Origin of the sequence: Streptomyces sp. NPDC047043 (genome assembly GCF_040644055.1) — a bacterium.
Taxonomy (GTDB): domain Bacteria; phylum Actinomycetota; class Actinomycetes; order Streptomycetales; family Streptomycetaceae; genus Streptomyces.
In genome coordinates this window covers 89735-105693 of sequence record NZ_JBEYVO010000018.1, presented here as the reverse complement: position 1 = coordinate 105693, position 15959 = coordinate 89735, and the positions used below count along the sequence as shown (strand labels likewise).

Annotated in this window: 19 protein-coding genes; 15 read left to right on the top strand and 4 right to left on the bottom strand. The window is 68.3% G+C overall.

Annotation, left to right across the window (positions count from 1 at the left end; genetic code table 11):
• Nucleotides 1–89: 89 nt before the first annotated feature.
• Together ABZ880_RS27525 and ABZ880_RS27520 are read left to right on the top strand one after the other, a co-directional pair.
• On the top strand, nucleotides 90–1292 hold the full coding sequence (locus tag ABZ880_RS27525; protein ID WP_361267685.1) for a sensor histidine kinase: 1203 nt from the start codon (nucleotides 90–92) through the stop codon (nucleotides 1290–1292).
• Nucleotides 1289–1954: a response regulator transcription factor gene (locus tag ABZ880_RS27520; RefSeq protein ID WP_361267683.1), complete on the top strand. Its 666-nt coding sequence runs from the start codon at nucleotides 1289–1291 to the stop codon at nucleotides 1952–1954. Before ABZ880_RS27525 ends, ABZ880_RS27520 begins: the two co-directional genes overlap by 4 nt.
• Here the strand turns inward: ABZ880_RS27520 and ABZ880_RS27515 are convergent.
• On the bottom strand, nucleotides 1920–2420 hold the full coding sequence (locus tag ABZ880_RS27515; protein WP_361267681.1) for a GNAT family N-acetyltransferase: 501 nt from the start codon (nucleotides 2418–2420) through the stop codon (nucleotides 1920–1922). The two genes, ABZ880_RS27520 and ABZ880_RS27515, sit on opposite strands and share 35 nt — an antisense overlap.
• 68 nt (nucleotides 2421–2488) lie before the next feature.
• Here ABZ880_RS27515 and ABZ880_RS27510 point away from each other — a divergent pair, with 68 nt between their 5' ends.
• The 7 genes from ABZ880_RS27510 to ABZ880_RS27480 are packed head-to-tail and all read left to right on the top strand — an operon-like array spanning nucleotide 2489 to nucleotide 10013.
• The gene (locus tag ABZ880_RS27510) at nucleotides 2489–3277 is read left to right on the top strand and encodes an SCO2525 family SAM-dependent methyltransferase (RefSeq protein WP_361267679.1); all 789 of its coding nucleotides are present in this window, start codon (nucleotides 2489–2491) and stop codon (nucleotides 3275–3277) included.
• Nucleotides 3278–3323: 46 nt separating this feature from the next.
• On the top strand, nucleotides 3324–5174 hold the full coding sequence (locus tag ABZ880_RS27505) for an SCO2524 family protein (RefSeq protein ID WP_361267677.1): 1851 nt from the start codon (nucleotides 3324–3326) through the stop codon (nucleotides 5172–5174).
• A gap of 4 nt (nucleotides 5175–5178) precedes the next feature.
• A complete protein-coding gene (locus ABZ880_RS27500) occupies nucleotides 5179–6096 on the top strand; it encodes an SCO2523 family variant P-loop protein (protein ID WP_361267675.1) in 918 nt (305 codons plus the stop codon).
• On the top strand, nucleotides 6093–7046 hold the full coding sequence (locus tag ABZ880_RS27495; RefSeq protein WP_361267673.1) for an SCO2522 family protein: 954 nt from the start codon (nucleotides 6093–6095) through the stop codon (nucleotides 7044–7046). The genes ABZ880_RS27500 and ABZ880_RS27495 overlap by 4 nt, the downstream gene beginning before the upstream one ends.
• Before the next feature lies 1 nt (nucleotide 7047).
• On the top strand, nucleotides 7048–8019 hold the full coding sequence (locus ABZ880_RS27490; protein ID WP_361267671.1) for an SCO2521 family protein: 972 nt from the start codon (nucleotides 7048–7050) through the stop codon (nucleotides 8017–8019).
• A gap of 37 nt (nucleotides 8020–8056) precedes the next feature.
• Nucleotides 8057–9061, top strand: a complete 1005-nt coding sequence (locus ABZ880_RS27485; protein ID WP_361267669.1) for a DUF6879 family protein — start codon at nucleotides 8057–8059, stop codon at nucleotides 9059–9061.
• Nucleotides 9042–10013: a hypothetical protein gene (locus ABZ880_RS27480; RefSeq protein WP_361267667.1), complete on the top strand. Its 972-nt coding sequence runs from the start codon at nucleotides 9042–9044 to the stop codon at nucleotides 10011–10013. The genes ABZ880_RS27485 and ABZ880_RS27480 overlap by 20 nt, the downstream gene beginning before the upstream one ends.
• On the opposite strand, the gene ABZ880_RS27475 is transcribed toward ABZ880_RS27480, so the two are convergent.
• Both ABZ880_RS27475 and ABZ880_RS27470 read right to left on the bottom strand, forming a co-directional pair.
• On the bottom strand, nucleotides 9979–10197 hold the full coding sequence (locus tag ABZ880_RS27475; protein ID WP_361267665.1) for a DUF397 domain-containing protein: 219 nt from the start codon (nucleotides 10195–10197) through the stop codon (nucleotides 9979–9981). The genes ABZ880_RS27480 and ABZ880_RS27475 overlap by 35 nt on opposite strands.
• Nucleotides 10179–11021 carry a helix-turn-helix transcriptional regulator gene (locus tag ABZ880_RS27470; RefSeq protein WP_361267663.1) on the bottom strand — a complete coding sequence of 281 codons (843 nt, stop codon included), beginning with the start codon at nucleotides 11019–11021 and terminating at the stop codon, nucleotides 10179–10181. The genes ABZ880_RS27475 and ABZ880_RS27470 overlap by 19 nt, the downstream gene beginning before the upstream one ends.
• Nucleotides 11022–11191: 170 nt before the next feature.
• Here ABZ880_RS27470 and ABZ880_RS27465 point away from each other — a divergent pair, with 170 nt between their 5' ends.
• The 6 genes from ABZ880_RS27465 (at nucleotide 11192) to ABZ880_RS27440 (ending at nucleotide 15263) form a co-directional block, all read left to right on the top strand.
• Nucleotides 11192–11407 carry a hypothetical protein gene (locus tag ABZ880_RS27465; protein ID WP_361267661.1) on the top strand — a complete coding sequence of 72 codons (216 nt, stop codon included), beginning with the start codon at nucleotides 11192–11194 and terminating at the stop codon, nucleotides 11405–11407.
• Between the two features lie 16 nt (nucleotides 11408–11423).
• Nucleotides 11424–12047 (top strand): DUF1266 domain-containing protein, encoded by a 624-nt coding sequence (locus ABZ880_RS27460; RefSeq protein WP_361267659.1) that lies wholly within the window; start codon nucleotides 11424–11426, stop codon nucleotides 12045–12047.
• A gap of 26 nt (nucleotides 12048–12073) precedes the next feature.
• On the top strand, nucleotides 12074–12229 hold the full coding sequence (locus ABZ880_RS27455) for a hypothetical protein (RefSeq protein ID WP_361267657.1): 156 nt from the start codon (nucleotides 12074–12076) through the stop codon (nucleotides 12227–12229).
• Nucleotides 12226–12975 (top strand): DNA repair protein RecO, encoded by a 750-nt coding sequence (gene recO, locus ABZ880_RS27450; protein WP_361267655.1) that lies wholly within the window; start codon nucleotides 12226–12228, stop codon nucleotides 12973–12975. Before ABZ880_RS27455 ends, recO begins: the two co-directional genes overlap by 4 nt.
• Before the next feature lie 30 nt (nucleotides 12976–13005).
• Nucleotides 13006–13857, top strand: coding sequence for an isoprenyl transferase (locus ABZ880_RS27445; RefSeq protein WP_361267653.1), 852 nt, complete (start codon nucleotides 13006–13008; stop codon nucleotides 13855–13857).
• 74 nt (nucleotides 13858–13931) lie between these two features.
• The gene (locus ABZ880_RS27440) at nucleotides 13932–15263 is read left to right on the top strand and encodes a histidine-type phosphatase (protein WP_361267651.1); all 1332 of its coding nucleotides are present in this window, start codon (nucleotides 13932–13934) and stop codon (nucleotides 15261–15263) included.
• A 180-nt stretch (nucleotides 15264–15443) separates the two neighbouring features.
• On the opposite strand, the gene ABZ880_RS27435 is transcribed toward ABZ880_RS27440, so the two are convergent.
• Nucleotides 15444–15854, bottom strand: a complete 411-nt coding sequence (locus ABZ880_RS27435; protein WP_359010548.1) for a transcriptional repressor — start codon at nucleotides 15852–15854, stop codon at nucleotides 15444–15446.
• Nucleotides 15855–15959 lie beyond the last annotated feature (105 nt).

Here is a 15959-nt window from a genome sequence, read left to right as displayed (position 1 = left end):
ACGCCGACACTCGAACGAGCCGGTTGTCGACCGTGGTTGTACGTCCACGGGCCGATGACCGCGGGGAACGACGCGCCTACGATCACGGCATGTCCGCCACGTCGCCTCCGCAGCCCCTGGTCAAACGTGTGCCGCCGGGCGCCTGGGCGGTGCTCGTGTGGTGCGCGAGCACGCTGTTCACGCTCCTGACGACGTTCAGGCTGCCCGGCGAGACGGAGCCGGCCCAGTGGCCGGCCGCCCAGCTCTACCGCTGGGACGGGCTCACGTTCCTCGTAGTGTCCACGGCGTTGGCGGTCCGGGCGGGCCGGCTGCTGCAACGAAGGCCGCTCGGCGCGCTCGTCCTGACCATCCTGGCCGCGATCGTCGAGACGACGACACTCGGGGTGGGCGAGCTGCCGATGGCGCAGTACCTCATGACGATCGTCGCCCTCTACTTCGTCGCGGCGACGCACCCGCGGCGTGTCTCGCAGGCGGGACTGGGGCTGGCGATCGGCACCCTGGCCGTGTACCTGACCGTACGGGTGATGTGCGGCTGGACCATCGGTCTGTCCGCGGAACTGGCCGTCGGCCTCGTCACGGTGATCGCCTGGCTCCTCGGCAACTCCACCCGCCAGTCCCGTGTCCACGCCGAGCGCCTCAGCGCCGAGCACGCGGCACAGGCGGTCACCGCCGAACGCCTCCGCATAGCACGGGAGATGCACGACATCGTCGCCCACAGCATCGGCATCATCGCCCTGCAGGCGGGGGCGGCTTCCCGTGTGGCGACGACCCGCCCCGATGCTGCTCTCGCGGCCATGCGGGCGGTCGAGAACGAGGGCCGCGAGACCCTGGCCGGCCTGCGCCGCATGCTGGTCGCGCTGCGGGCGGCGGACGTGACGGAGTTGCCGGACGCTGTCGTTCCCGCGGGGTTGGCGGACATCGACCGCCTGGCGGCCACCACGACGGCGGCGGGCGTGGCGGTGGAGGTGAGGCGTCTGGGTGTCGTGCGCCAACTTCCCCCGGACATAGACCTGTCGGCGTTCCGCATCGTCCAGGAGTCGGTGACGAACGTCGTACGCCATGCGGGCACGCGTGCCTGCCGGGTGACCCTCGACTACCGCGACGACGACGAACTCGCCCTGGAGATCACGGACGAAGGGCGCGGGCGGGGGACCTCCACCGACACCGGCTTCGGGCTCGCCGGCATGCGCGAGCGAGTGGCGCTGCTGCACGGCGAGTTCACGGCAGCTCAGCGCCCCGAGGGCGGCTTCCGTGTCACGGCACGACTGCCGCTCCCGGTGGCCGTCCGATGACCGCGCAGGCGTCGACGGTACGGGTCCTCCTCGTCGACGACCAGGAGCTCATCCGTACCGCCCTGAGCATGGTCATGGCCGACATCGCGGACGTGGAGGTCGCCGGCGAGGCGGCGAGCGGCGAGGAGGCGGTGCGGCTGACCGCGGAACTCGCCCCGGACGTGGTCGTGATGGACATCCGCATGCCGGGGATGGACGGCATAGAGGCCACGCGTCACATCACGCGGGCCGAGCCCGAAGCGAAGGTGGTCGTCCTCACCACCTTCGACGACGACGCGTACGTGTACGGGGCGCTGCGGGCGGGCGCGTCCGGCTTCCTGGTCAAGGACATGGCGCTGGACGACATCATCGCGGCGGTCCGGGTGGTGGCGGCGGGCGACGCGCTGATCGCGCCGAGCGTGACGCGCCGCCTCATCCACGACTTCGCGGCGCGTCCCGAACCGGTGGGCGCGCGCCACGAGTTGAAGGGCATCACCGACCGGGAACGCGAGGTGCTGACGCTGGTGGGCAGCGGCTTGTCCAACGCCGAGATCGCCACCGAGCTGTGCATCAGCGTGGCCACGGCGAAGACGTATCTCACCCGCCTGCTGACCAAGCTGGACGCGAGGGACCGCGTCCAGCTGGTGATCATGGCCTACCAGGCGGGTTTGGTGTCCCCCTGACCCGCAACTCCAGCGCCATGATCAACCGGTCCTCGCCGGGCCCGAAGTAGTCCTTGCGCACGCCCTCTTCGGGCAGGAATCCCAGAGACCGGTACAGCGTGATCGCAGTGGTGTTCGCCGGTTCCACGGCCAGGCGGGCCTCGTGGACGCCGTCCCGGCGCAGCCGCCGCAGTACTTCGAGCATCAGCTTTCTTCCCAGCCCACGGCCCCGTCGGTCCTGGGCAACGGCCAGGCTCAGGCACCAGCTCACGGAGTGGTCCGAGCTGGTGGCGAACAGGACGTAGCCCTGCAGGCTCTCGCCCTCGTACCGGACGAGCAGATGGTCGCCGTGCGCATCGAAGTGCTGACGCAGGACGAAGTAAGGGAACGGGCTGAACTCGAAGACCTCGTTGTCAAGGCGGTGGAGTTCCAGTAGTTCCTTCTCTTGGGCCGGGCGGATGTCCGGGTCGGAGGGCGGATCAGGCACTCGACCAGAATTGCCCGCTGGGGTAACGGAGTTCAAGTCAGGAGATTCCGATCTTGGTACCGTGAGGCATGCATCTGGGATCACCCGGGAACCTGTCGCAGCTTAACGCCGAAGCTCCTTGGGGTGATTTCGACCCAAAGGCTTACGTCAAGCTCAACTACGAGGAAATGCAGTCGGAGGACCGGAAGATCATTGCGATCGTCCGTACCCACTTCGGTGATCATTTCCGCGCCGATCCCGATCGCCCCGTCAGGGGAATCGACGTCGGAGCCGGAGCCAATCTCTACCCGGCCTTCTCCATGTTGCCGTGGTGCGACGAGATCACGCTGCTCGACCGGGCGGGGCAGAACATCGACTACTTGAAGCGACAGCGGGGCCGGGACGGATACGACCCGGTGTGGGACGCGTTCTGGGACCTGTTCTGCGAGGACGAGGCGTACGCCGCGCTCCCGGGCGATCCGAGGACCAGGTTCACCGAGCGCACCCGCGTCGAGGAGGGGGATCTCTTCGCGCTGAGCAGTCAACGGGGACACTGGTCGCTCGGGACCATGTTCTTCGTCGCTGAATCCCTGTCCACCAGCCACGACGAGTTCTGGCAGGCCGTCGAGTGCTTTCTGCTGGCACTCACGCCGGGCGCGCCGTTCGCGGCAGCGTTCATGGAGCACTCCGAGGGATATTTCGTCAAGGACACGCACTTTCCCGCTTGCGACGTCGGCGAGTTGGAGATCCGGTCCGCCGTCGAGGCCTATGCCGAACCCGAAACGCTCATCATGTCCACCGTCGGGAAGCCCAACGCCGTGCGCGACGGTTATACGTCCATGATCGTGGCTTGCGGCTTCCGCGGCAGGGGTAATTAGAGGTTCTCCGGCCGGGCTATGCGACGCGATCTGTGGGGGGCAGGGGATGCAGATCAAGCCACGCCAGCATCTGCTGGACATATGGCAGGCGATGGCCCGCCACTCCTTCACCGACGGGGAGTGGGACTGGGGCGAGTGGGGCGGGCAGAGCAGCGTCGCCGATGCGGAGCGGCTGCTCTGTCTGTTGTATCCGGCCACGGAGATCGCCGCGTTCCGCGTGGACGATCCGGACACCACACAGGAGGACGTCCAGCAGGCCCTGAGGAAGGCCGGCTCGCGGCTGGACATCCCGGCCGACCTCGTCACGGCAACGGCCGATTTCATGCGGATGCACACCGGCGAGGACAAGCGGCCGACCTTCGCCGGGGGTTACTACTTCGGCACCCAGGACAAGACCAGGGAAGTCACCGAGGAACAACGCCAGATCGGCGTGGTCGACTCGTTCTCCATGTCGATCACCCTGTGCCTGGCCACCCTCGGCTTCCTCAAGGTCTACGAGACCAGGACCTGGCGCAGCGACATCAAGGAGGCGATCGCCGAGCTGCGCCAGGCCACCAGCAACCGGCTCACCGCCGCCATGGTGAGCCTGCTGCGCTCCTTCGCCGTCAACGTCTTCGACCCCGACTCCTCCCAGGGCCGTACCCTGTGCGAGCTCCTCGGCCAGGGGCGGCTGTCGCAGCGGCAGGTGCTGAACAAGTTCCAGAACCGCTTCCGGGCGCTGCGCGCGGCGATCAACGAGAGCGTCTTCCTCGGCATCGACGTCCAGGACGGCCTCAAGGACGAGAACCAGCTCTTCGAGTGCGGCTGGGCATGGACCCTGGTCAAGGACGCCCCCGAGGTCGAGACCGGCGAACCCATCGGGCCGCAGCCCGAGGGCGTCGCCAACGCGGTGCCGTATCTGTACTTCACCGTGGTCGCCCTCGACGGCATCCAGGACATGTTCTCCGACCGCACTCTCACCCTCGGCCTGCTCAACGCCGAACAGCAGCGGCTCGCCGAGGCCCTCCGGCTGCGCTGGGAGCTCACCCAGCAGTACTGGTCCGGCATCGCCCGCTTCGGCGACGACCGCTGGCCCCTGGAGGACATTCCCTGGCGTACGACGGGACAGAAGCTGGAGTCCGAGTACTTCTCCCTCTCCGTCGCCGCCATACTCGTACACGACCTGATGCGGCGCCGGGCCACCGACGACGACCTGACCCGCACCGTCAGCGTCATGGAGCGGCTCGCCGAGCGCGGCCGCATCACCAGCCGGATGGTGCGCGACGACGCCGTGGTCCACAACCTGCACAACGTGGGCGTCGCCCTGCCGTTGCAGGGCAGCGAGCGGACCGGGCCGCTTCTCCAGTGGTCCATGAACGACTTCTCGGCGCAGTTGCTGAAGCGCACCATCCAGTTATGCACACTCTCGCGCAACCTCGCCTCGCACGACCGGCTGCTCAGCCTCGCAGAGGGCATCTTCGAGCACATGTGGCGCCGCCGCATCCGTGACGGTGAGGGCATCGGCCTGTGGGACAGCGTCCACCACGTCTATCCGGAGGCGGAGAGCCACAGGCGGCGCGTACCGGTGTCGTGGAGCATCACCGAGCGGGTCACCGAGGTGATGGTCCAGGCCCATGCGATGTACCGCCAGCCTCCCATCCGCAGTGCCGAACTCACCGACCTGGCAAGGGCGTTGATCAGCGAGGCTGCCCATCTCCTGGGCAACGAGCAGATGGAACCCACACCGTCGGACGACGGCCGGCACGGGTTGCAGCTGAGAAACATCGAGGTCAAGCTGCGCCGTGCCCGCAGTCTCGTCGACGAACAGCCGGGCACGGCCTACGCGTTGACGCTCGACGTACTGGGACAGCTCGACTCACTTGCCAGGGCCCGCGAGGCCGCGGAGCGGGGAGTGTGACACGGTGCTGATCTTCGCGGCCTCCGACAAGGGTGGCGCGGGCCGAACCGTCACCAGCGCGAACCTCGCCTACCACCGCGCGCTGGCCGGGGACGATGTCTGCTACCTGGACTTCGACTTCGGCTCGCCCACCGCGGCGGCCGTCTTCGACGTGGTCGGCGCCCGGGAGGCCACCCAGGCCCGCGGTCTGCACGCCTATCTGACAGGTGAGATCAGCGAGCCGGCCCGGATCGACGTCTGGTCCGAGACCGAGCACCAGGTACTGAGCTCCCCGCCCCCCGGCTGCGGTCGGCTGGTGCTGATGCCCGGCGACGTCAGTGGCGGCGAGTTCGCCACCGGTGACGACAATCTGCGCCGCTGCGTCGACCTGCTGATGGCGCTCTACTACGAGTTCGACCTGGTCATCGTCGACCTCAGCGCAGGCCGCTCCTACGCCGTGGACATGACCCTGGAGGCCACCGCACAGCCCGAGATGAACCAGGTCATGGCCCGCTGGCTGGTTTTCCACCGCTGGACCCGCAAGCACGTGGCCGCCGCGGCGAGCCTCGTGTACGGCGAGCGCGGCATCATCGCCGGCGGCGTCCATCGAGGCCACGACGAGGATGCGCTGCGCGCCGCCGTACGCTTCGTACGGGCAGCCGTACCGGATCCCGAGTCGCCGCTGTGGTCGCAGGTCTCACCCACCCAGTCGGCATGGATGCGCAAGACCGACGAGGAACTCAAGCAGCTCGCCTCCAGCCTCGGCGTCGGCTACAGCCAGTCCCTCGGATCCATACCCCTCGAGCCGGTCCTGCTGTGGCGTGAGCAACTCATCACCGACGAGGACGTGCTGGACAGCCAGATCGCCAACCAGGAGACGTGGCAGGCTCTCATCCAGCTGGCCGCGCGGCTCACCGACGACAAGTGCTGGGAGCAGGCGTGACCGAGGCCGTATTCCGGGAGTCCACCGCGGAGCCCCGCATCCAGTCCCTGCCCCTCGCTCACCTCTCCCTGGAGCTGGGCCACCTCTACATGGAGGACTTCGAGGCGGGCCCCGAGCGGCTCGGCGAGCACTTCGCCGAGGTGCGGATCTGGGCGGACGCCGCACGCGCCTCCGTCGCCCGCCGCAGCAAGCGCCCGCGCGTCAGCACCTGCTTCCTGATCGACGACTACTTCACCCGCTTTTCCACCCCGGCCGAGCTGATCCCGCTGGTGCTGAAGGAGGCGGAGAAGGCGGGCCTGGTCATCGACTACCTGGCCCGCGAGTCGGCCTGCGCGGTCGCCGACCGCATCGAACTCGCCGAGTCCGTCATGCACCGCCTCGTCGAGTCGCCGCCCCCGGGCAGCTACGGCTCCCGCCCGCCCGTCAGCCTGACCGGCTGGCTCGCCAACGGCCAGCGATCGCCGTCGATGTCCCGCAGCGCGCTGGGCGAGGTGAAGGGCTGGCAGCCACCCTCGGAGACTGCGGCTCGCAACCACTCCGTCTTCATGGACGTGGAGCTGTGGTCCGAGAAGGACGGACGGCGGCTGTGGTCCTGCCCGTTCCTGGCCGCCGTATGGCAACTGGCCCGGCTCGGCCTGTTGCGGCACCTCGGTGAGCCCGTGCTGGTTCCGAGGCCGTGGCAGGGCCAGGACTTCCCGAACGACTGGGACCGGCTCGCGCCCCTGCTCAAGCTCACCGACACCAAGGCGCCCTTCAGCGCGTACCGCACCTGCACCCTCATGCCCAACCGCTTCCTCGCCGTCGAGGACGCCGTACGGCTCATCCTCGACCAGACCGACGTCGACGCGGGGGCGCTGCAGCAGGTCGCCGCGCGGTCCGCGGCCGAGGGGATGCCGGTGCCCGCGGCAGTCGCGCAGCGCGCCACCTACGTCTTCTACGAGGAGCCCTGAGATGACGGCGGCCCCCGAAGAACCGACGCGTTCTGTCCTCACCTGCGGTGAGGTGCGCACCTGTCTGCTCCCGTCCCTCCAGGCGCTGGACGGCCGAGCCGCCGCCCAGCTGCTGAGGCTGCGCGGCGACGTGCCCGTCCGGCTCTCCGAACGGCCCGCCATGTACGTCCTTTCCTCCGAAGTGCTGACCGGGGTGGACTGCCGGCTGCCCACCTCCAACGGCAGCAAGGTCCGGGTCGTCGGTACGGTGGCCGCCCGAGCGGCGCTGACCGAGGGACGCCTGCTCCAGTCGACCGCGTACTTCGGCCTCCCGGCCGCCGGCCCCGTCGTGCGGCGCCCCTGGGGGCAGTACCTGGTCCGGCCGGGCCTGGTCGAGCCCTTCGGCAAGCTGCCCCAACCGGCCGCGGCAGAGGGCGTGTTGCGCGGTGCCGAACGGGGCGAACTCGACCTCGGGATGATCGCCGAGGGCCTGCTGGCGCAACTGCGGCGCCACGCACTCCTGGACCGCAGGGTGCCCTTCAAGTCCAGCCCCACCCGACTGCGCTGGGTCGCGCGACGCGTACCCGAGGGCGAGCGGGCGTCCCTGGTGAACTTCACGGTCGCCGAGGGTGGGCTGCGGACCATGGAGCTGCGGCTGCCGGAGGATGTCCCGGCCGCCGCGGCGGCGGGCCTCTGCGAGGATCTCGCCCTGCACGACTGGCTCTTGACGACCGTTCAGCACATGCTGGACAACAGTCGGCTCGGTGCGGCAGACGGGCCTGCCGTGATCGAGGCGCTGCATCCGGTCGTGGTGCATCTGCTGCATCTGTGGATGCCGCGGGCGCACGTGGACCCCGTGCTGGGACACCTGTGGAACGTGCTGGAAGCGAAACCGGGGTTCTCCCGCCAGTGGGAGAACCTGAGCCGGCGCATCAGGGACCGACTGGCCCTCCAGGCCGTAGCGATGCCGCACCAGACGCTCAGCACGCGCTGACTCAAGAGCACCGACGATTCCGCTGGAAGAGGCAGGCATGGACGGAGAGCCGGGAAACCCCGGTCCGGCGACGGGCGGGCTGCGCATATCGCCGGTCGTTCTGAAGATTCTGATCACGGTAGCCGTGGGGACGATCACGTATGTGATCACCAATGTGATCGATCAGTCGCAGGAGGAGCTGTGGCAGATCGCTCTGGCCGTCGTCATCGGGGGAGCAGCGCTGATCGTTCAGTACATGGTCGACTTCGAACAGCGGCTGGGTGCGGTGGAGACCGGCCAGCTACAGAGCCGGGGTGAGTTGCGGCAGGACCTGGCCGCGCAGCACCGTGAGATGACGGAGCTGGTGGACCGGGGTTTTCGGCGGGTCGGCGAGGTGACGGACCTGTTCGGCAAGCTCAAGGACTCCGGGATGCCCGACGGTGAGGTCAAGCGGCTCGCCAGGAGCGCCGCTCGGGCGGGATCACAAGGCCAGGACTTCCTACGTCTGTTCGCACAGGCCGAGATCAGGCGGCTGGCCAAGACGATGACGGAGCTGACTTTGGGGAATGCCGACTTGAAGGGGGAGAACAACGACACACTCATCGCTCTCACCGAGTGCGCCGCCGAGAGCATCCACACCACCAGCAGCTTCGTCGACCTTGCCTTTTGGGAGACCGCAACCGCGCAGTACTACCTGGAGGTGCAGCGCGCCGCGATTCAGCGTGGCGTAAAGATCAAGCGCCTGTTCATCGTTCAGCACTTCCGGGAGGAGGAACTCAACAACAAGCTGCAGGAGTTCCTCAGGGACCAACGAAGCACGGGCATCGAGGCCGGTGTGGTGGCCATGTCCGAGCTGCCGCGCGAGGCCAGGGGGGATCGGATGCCCGAATTCGTCATCTTCGACGGGGAACTGCTCTTCGAGATGACCACGGATACGGACCAGACCTACCCCAACGCCAAACTGGACGTCCGTGAGGAGAACGTGCGTCGCCGCAAGGAACGCTTCGCGATTCTCTGGAACGCCCGCCTGGAGGAACCCCCGCATGTCGACCCCGTTCCCTAAGGCGCTGGTCACGGTCGCGGTCGGCGGCGGCACATTCCTCCTGACCGGTGTCCTGAGCGACAGCGACAGCGACGCAAGGTGGCAGTGGACGGCGTCCCTCCTCGCCGCCGTCATGGCCTTGCTCGTGCAGTACCTCGGGGACCGCCTCAAGGCGGTCGAGGAGAGCCAGCGCCGACACATGGACGACATGAAGCGGAGTCTGACCAGTCACCACGGGGAGGTACGCACGGCGGTCGACCAGAGCTTCGCCAAGATCAACGAGGCGACGAAGCTGTTCAGCAAGGTGGACGGTTCCGTTCTCCGCTCCGAGGAAGTGATCCGGCTGGTCGAGGCGTACACCCGGGTCGGTGACGAGGCGCCGGGGATCGTCAAGAGCTTCGCCGAGGAGGAACTGAAGCGTCTCGCCGAGCTGATGGAGGACCTCATCAGCGGCAGAGCAGACTCCTCGTTCGAGAATCACGAGTGGTTGATCGACCTCGCCCTGTGCGTCAAGAAGACCCTTTACGCCACGAGTACAACCATCGACCGGGACTTCTGGGCCAGTGATCCCGCGAAGCGGTATCTGAGCGCGCAGGAGAAGGCCATCAAGACCCGGGGTGTGGAGGTCCGGCGACTGTTTCTCGTGGACGAGCCGGAGGAGGTCACCGAAGCCCTCGAGCAACTCTGCGTGTGGCAGCGCAGGTTCGGCATCGACGCGCGTATAGGCGTGCAGTCGCAGCTGGATCCGGGTGGCACGGTGATGGACTTCATCATCTTCGACGGGGAACTGTGCTATGAGACCTGGCCGGACAGTCACGTCAGGCCGGACATGACGATGCTCAGGATGAAACACGAGCACGTCGAGGACCGCGTCAACCAGTTCAACGAGCTGTGGGCGGCGACAGAGCAGGAGAACGAGCCCGAGCCGGGCACGGGGTCTATGCGCCGCCGACTGCGCTGGGGCGCCGAATAGCGCCGAGGAAGTCGACCCAGGCGCGGGCGGGGAAGACGAGCACGGGACTGTCCGAGGCGAACTTGCTGTCCCGGACAGGAACAACCCCGGTGACCCCGTCGGCGACCTCGACGCAGTCACCGCCGTTGCCGTCGCTGTAGGTGCTTTTGCGCCAGCTCGCGTTGATCAGGTCGTACTCGCGCATCGTCTGCAGTCCTCCGCCGCCGACTCGATCAGGGCCAGGGATGCCTCCGGCGACAGTGAGGCGGCCCTGAGCAGATCGTATGCCGAGTGCGCACGGTTCACCACGGCCGGATCGTCCAGCAGATTCCCCGAGTACACCGCTTCTGTATAGGCCGTTGGCGGTGCGTCCTCGAACTCCATGAGCTTCAGCGAGCCGGTCATGAGCGCATACGCCCCGGCCGCGTACGGCAGCACCTGCACCAGCACCGTGCGCTCACGCGCGAGCTTCGCCACGTACTCCAACTGCCTGGCCATGACGGCAGGTTCGCCGACCGGCACCCGCAGCACGTTCTCGTGCATGACCACCCAATACACGGGCCGTGTTGCATCCTTGAGGATGTGCTGGCGCTCCATGCGCCCCGACACCTTCTCCTCGATGTACTCGTCCGAAGCGAACGGGTTCATCGCCAGGGTGACCGCCCGCGCGTACTCCGCCGTCTGCAACAGCCCCGGCACCAGAGCGGGAGCGAACTCACAGATCTTCGCCGCCAACCGCTCAAGCTCCGCCGCCTTCGCGAAGTAATCCGCGTAGCGAGGGTCGTCGATCAGTTTGCGGCACAAGCGCTCGAAAATGCCGTCGGTCTGCAGGATCTCGTCGATCCGCGTCGCGATATCCAGCTGAGGTTTTCGAATGGCCGCCTCGAACTGCCCGATATAAGTGCCGGACACGAAGACCCGGGCGCCCAGTTCCACCTGGCTCAGGCCCGTGTCCTCCCGGTGCCTCCTCAGTTCCGTACCGAAGAACTCCCAGATCGCCTGGTAGGACCCGGACGAACCCTTGGCCATGGCCAACCCCCTTGCGCTGCGCACCACTTGTAGAGCGCAGACTCCTGCCGAGTGTAGGCGGAACGGGGCACGCTGGAGCTGAAAAGCGTGAAACTCGAAAGGAGCGGGGAGCGAGAAAAGGTGTTGCAGGAATTCCGGGTTGTATTCGTTACGGTCGTCAAGGAGAGGAAATGAAACCCCCCGTCGGCAGTCACGTCGTGGACACCCGCACCGGAAAGGTGGGAATCGTCATGGGCCATGAAGGACCGTACGTCCAACTGAGACCCTACGGCGGAGGCAGGGAGTGGGACGCCGACCCCGGCAGCGTGCGCGGGGCCACTCAGGCCGAGCGGCTCAGCGCGGCGACCGCGTACGCCAACGCCCGCAGCCGGGGCGAAGTCCCTTGACGTAGGGTGCGGGCGCATGGGCCTGTGGAGCATACGGAGATGGACGAAGCCGCGAACCAAGAGCCGCTACCCCACGCCCCTCACCGCGCACCAGCTCTGGATGGTGTCGCTGGGCGCGCCGGTGAGCCGGGACCGCACCGCCTCGCGGACCACGCTGTACCCGTTCACGCGCATCGACGACGGCAGTGCCCGCAGCTGGCTGGCCGAGCAGTGGGAGATCACCTCTCGTGACCGGCTGGCCGGGCGGCTCGACGAGCTGTCCCGCAGCGGCTACCGGGCCCGCGCCCATCAGCTCCACGGTTTCTCGCCGCTCGCCTGGGACGCCGCGCTGTACGTGGACATCGCGCGGTGCGGCTTCGGCTGTGGGATGATCACCGAGTCCGAGGCCTGGACCGCGCTGAAGAACATCGTGCCGTCGGTCGTGCGGACGTACGCCTCCTGGCAGGAGTACGCCGATCACTACCTGCTGGGGCGGAAGGTCTGGCAGGACGGGCTGCGCGGCACCTCCGATGCGTCGGCCCCCGCCCCGCAGGCGGCCGCCGACGCCCACCTCCGAGCCCTCCTGGACCCGGCGAACCGGTCCAGCCCCTGGAACCTGGCCCCCTGGGACACCATCAGTCACCCCGACCGCGCCCGCTGACTCCGGCCGTACGCGAGAATGGACCCATGAGTCTGTTCCGCGACGACGGCATCGTGCTGCGCACCCAGAAGCTGGGCGAGGCGGACCGGACCATGCTGTGCTCGCCCGGGGCCCGCAGTGCCCGATTGCCGCTGCGCGGCGGGCCGGACTCCCGGCAGAAGACCCGCGGCGGTGCGCGATGAGTCTCTTCCGGGACGACGGCATCGTCTTGCGGACCCAGAAGCTCGGAGAAGCGGACCGCATCATCACCTTGCTCACCCGCGGTCACGGCCGCGTACGGGCCGTGGCCCGTGGTGTGCGCCGTACGAAGTCCAAGTTCGGTGCCCGGCTCGAGCCCTTCTCCCATGTCGACGTGCAGTTCTTCGCGCGGGGGAGTGAGCTGGTGGGCCGCGGGCTTCCCCTCTGTACGCAGAGCGAGACCATCGCGCCGTACGGCGGCGGGATCGTCACCGACTACGCGCGCTACACCGCCGGTACGGCCATGCTGGAGACCGCCGAGCGGTTCACGGATCATGAGGGCGAGCCGGCCGTGCAGCAGTATCTGCTGCTCGTCGGCGCGCTGCGCGTGCTCGCCCGTGGCGAGCACGCGCCGCACCTTGTTCTCGATGCCTTCCTGCTGCGGTCGCTCGCCGTCAACGGGTACGCCCCGAGCTTCACCGACTGTGCGAAGTGCGGTCTGCCCGGGCCCAACCGGTTCTTCTCGGTCGGCGCGGGCGGCTCCGTGTGCGTCGACTGCCGGGTGCCGGGAAGCGTCGTACCGTCGCCGCAGACCCTGGGACATCTCGCCGCGCTGCTTACGGGAGACTGGGAGACGGCCGACGCGAGCGAACCGCGGTACGTCCGGGAGGGGAGCGGGCTGGTGTCCGCGTACCTGCACTGGCATCTGGAACGTGGGCTCCGCTCGCTGCGTTACGTAGAGAAGACGTAGAGAAGCAAGCCTGAAGGAGACGAGAAACACATGGTCGTAAACGGGATCCTGGGGCGCCGGCGCCGCGAGTACAAGGCGCCGGAGCCGCACCCGTCGGGTGCCCGCGCGCCGAAGCTGCCGGGCGAGCTGGTCCCGAACCATGTGGCGATCGTCATGGACGGGAACGGCCGGTGGGCGAAGGAGCGGGGCCTGCCGCGGACTGAGGGGCACAAGGTCGGCGCCGAGCGGGTGCTGGACGTGCTGCAGGGCGCCGTCGAGATGGGCGTCGGGAACATCTCCCTGTACGCCTTCTCCACCGAGAACTGGAAGCGGTCGCCCGAAGAGGTCCGCTTCCTCATGAACTTCAACCGTGACTTCATCCGCAAGACGAGGGACCAGCTCGACGCGCTCGGGATCCGGGTGCGCTGGGTGGGCCGTATGCCCAAGCTGTGGAAGTCGGTCGCCAAGGAGCTCCAGATCGCCCAGGAGCAGACGAAGGACAACGACAAACTGACGCTGTACTTCTGCATGAACTACGGCGGCCGGGCGGAGATCGCGGATGCCGCGCAGGCGCTCGCGGAGGACGTGAAGGCGGGGCGGCTGGATCCCTCCAAGGTCAATGAGAAGACCCTCGCCAAGTACCTCTACTACCCGGACATGCCGGACGTGGACCTGTTCCTGCGGCCCAGCGGCGAGCAGCGCACCTCCAACTACCTGCTCTGGCAGAGCGCTTACGCCGAGATGGTCTTCCAGGACGTCCTGTGGCCGGACTTCGACCGGCGTGACCTGTGGCGGGCCTGCGTCGAATTCGCCTCGCGCGACCGGCGGTTCGGCGGTGCGGTGCCGAACGAGGAGCTGCTGGCCATGGAGGCCGCCATGAAGGGCAGGCCGGAAGGCTCGTAGCGGCCACCTCGTGGCCACGGGGGGTTCATCCTCGTACCCGGTGGCGGTTCACGGAGATCGTTGACGATCCGGCCATGAGACGCGTCACCCCCGCCCTCGCGCTGTGCGCCCTGCTGGCCGCGGCCGTGCCCTCCCAGGCCGCGGACCGGCTCGCACACCGCGACAGTTACGGCACGAAGGCCACGTACGAGGCCGGGCAGAGCGCCCGCACCTACCAGCGCCCGCCCGCCGGCTTCACCCCTGTCTTCACGGAGAACGTCTCCCGGCACGGCTCGCGTTCCGCGACGGACGGCGAGGACGCGGATCTCGTCCTCGGGCTGTGGGACAAGGCGCAGGCGGCGGGCCAACTCACCAGCAAGGGCGCGGAGTTCGGCCCGACGGTGCGGGCCCTGCAGGCCGCCATGGCGAAGATCGGCTACGGCAACCTCAGCGCCCGCGGCAAGCAGGAGATCCAGGACACGGCGGTCCGCATGGCCGACCGGCTGCCGTCCCTGTTCGAGTCGATCGCCGCGAAGGGCGAGAGGATCGACGTCGTCAGTTCCGGGCAGGGTCGTGCGATCGACAGCGCCAACCTGTACGCGGGCGCCCTCGCGGACACCGACCCGGACCTCGAGTCCCTGATCGGCGCGACCCGCACCGACAAGGACCTGCTGTACTTCCACAAGGCGGCCGGCGGTGCGGCGTACCGCGACTACATCGCGAACGACAAGCGCCTGGCCGAAACCCTGGAGTCGATCACCGACCAGTCGCGGACGCACAAGGCCGCGTACAGCGTCCTGCGCCGGCTGTTCAAGGCCGACTTCGTGGACCGGATCGCCGCAGCGGACCAGGTGGCCGCCGCCGAGGCCGTCTACAACCTGTACGCGATCGCCCCGGCGATGAGCGGGGAGAGCCCGGACGGCGAGGGCTGGGGCATGCAGCGCTACATCTCCCGCTCCGACGCCGCCTGGTTCGGCTACCTCTCCGACGCCGAGGACTTCTACGAGAAGGGCCCCGGCTTCTCGGACAGCGACATCACGTACGAGATGGCCGGTGTGCTCCTCGACGACTTCTTCAAGCAGGTCGAGGCGAAGAGGGCCGGCACCGGCGAACTCGGCGCCGAACTCCGCTTCACCCACGCCGAGGAGATCATCCCGCTGGCCGCCCTGATGGGCCTGCCGGGCAGCACGCAGCCGGCGACGCCGGGGCAGCCGTACACCTACGCGAACAACCCGTGGCGCGGCGCGAACGTGGCACCGCTGGGCTCCAACATCCAGTGGGACGTCTTCCAGAAGGGCGACCGCTACCTGGTCCGCATGCTCTACAACGAGAAGGAGACGGCCTTCAAGGCGGGCTGCACTCCGATCTCCGAGGGCAGCAAGTTCTACGACCTGGACGAACTGGAGCGCTGCTTCGGCCGAAGCTGATCATCTCGCGGCCGAAAGCGCCCGCCAGGTTCTCAAGATCGCTGCCCGCAACGGGACGTACCACGCGGCGGTGACGGACGCCGGGTATCCCAGCCCGTCCGGCGTTTGAGGACGAGGCCGTTCAGGCCGAAGCGGGGGTCTGGGGGCGCGGCCCCCGGGGGACCCGCACCGCACAACGGCTCAACCGGCGGCGCAGTCCGCGCACGTGCCGAAGATCTCCACCGTGTGTGCCACGTTGACGTACCCGTGCTCGGCGGCGATCGCCTCCGCCCACTTCTCCACCGCGGGGCCCTCGACCTCGACCGCCTTGCCGCAGACGCGGCAGACCAGGTGGTGGTGGTGTTCGCCGGTGGAGCAGCGGCGGTAGACCGACTCGCCGTCGGAGGTGCGCAGGACGTCGACCTCGCCCGCGTCGGCGAGGGACTGGAGGGTGCGGTAGACCGTGGTCAGGCCGACCGAGTCGCCCTTGTGCTTGAGCATGTCGTGGAGTTCCTGCGCGCTGCGGAACTCGTCCACCTCGTCCAGCGCCGCCGCCACGGCAGCCCGCTGCCGGGTCGCGCGGCCCTTCACGGGCGGTCCAGCGGTCGTCACCGGTGCCTCCTCTTTTCGGCTCGTTCGCCTACGGGGCGCTTTATGCCGGTGTCGAGACCACGAGCGTGCTCAGCCCTTCGGGCCTCCGCGCGCTAGTGGTCTCGA

Coding starts and splice junctions, on each gene's coding strand:
- ABZ880_RS27525 (WP_361267685.1), top strand. CDS start 90: ATGTCCGCCACGTCGCCTCCGCAGCCCCTGGTCAAACGTGTGCCGCCG.
- ABZ880_RS27520 (WP_361267683.1), top strand. CDS start 1,289: ATGACCGCGCAGGCGTCGACGGTACGGGTCCTCCTCGTCGACGACCAG.
- ABZ880_RS27510 (WP_361267679.1), top strand. CDS start 2,489: ATGCATCTGGGATCACCCGGGAACCTGTCGCAGCTTAACGCCGAAGCT.
- ABZ880_RS27505 (WP_361267677.1), top strand. CDS start 3,324: ATGCAGATCAAGCCACGCCAGCATCTGCTGGACATATGGCAGGCGATG.
- ABZ880_RS27490 (WP_361267671.1), top strand. CDS start 7,048: ATGACGGCGGCCCCCGAAGAACCGACGCGTTCTGTCCTCACCTGCGGT.
- ABZ880_RS27485 (WP_361267669.1), top strand. CDS start 8,057: ATGGACGGAGAGCCGGGAAACCCCGGTCCGGCGACGGGCGGGCTGCGC.
- ABZ880_RS27480 (WP_361267667.1), top strand. CDS start 9,042: ATGTCGACCCCGTTCCCTAAGGCGCTGGTCACGGTCGCGGTCGGCGGC.
- ABZ880_RS27475 (WP_361267665.1), bottom strand. CDS start 10,197: ATGCGCGAGTACGACCTGATCAACGCGAGCTGGCGCAAAAGCACCTAC.
- ABZ880_RS27470 (WP_361267663.1), bottom strand. CDS start 11,021: ATGGCCAAGGGTTCGTCCGGGTCCTACCAGGCGATCTGGGAGTTCTTC.
- ABZ880_RS27465 (WP_361267661.1), top strand. CDS start 11,192: ATGAAACCCCCCGTCGGCAGTCACGTCGTGGACACCCGCACCGGAAAG.
- ABZ880_RS27460 (WP_361267659.1), top strand. CDS start 11,424: ATGGGCCTGTGGAGCATACGGAGATGGACGAAGCCGCGAACCAAGAGC.
- ABZ880_RS27455 (WP_361267657.1), top strand. CDS start 12,074: ATGAGTCTGTTCCGCGACGACGGCATCGTGCTGCGCACCCAGAAGCTG.
- recO (WP_361267655.1), top strand. CDS start 12,226: ATGAGTCTCTTCCGGGACGACGGCATCGTCTTGCGGACCCAGAAGCTC.
- ABZ880_RS27445 (WP_361267653.1), top strand. CDS start 13,006: ATGGTCGTAAACGGGATCCTGGGGCGCCGGCGCCGCGAGTACAAGGCG.
- ABZ880_RS27440 (WP_361267651.1), top strand. CDS start 13,932: ATGAGACGCGTCACCCCCGCCCTCGCGCTGTGCGCCCTGCTGGCCGCG.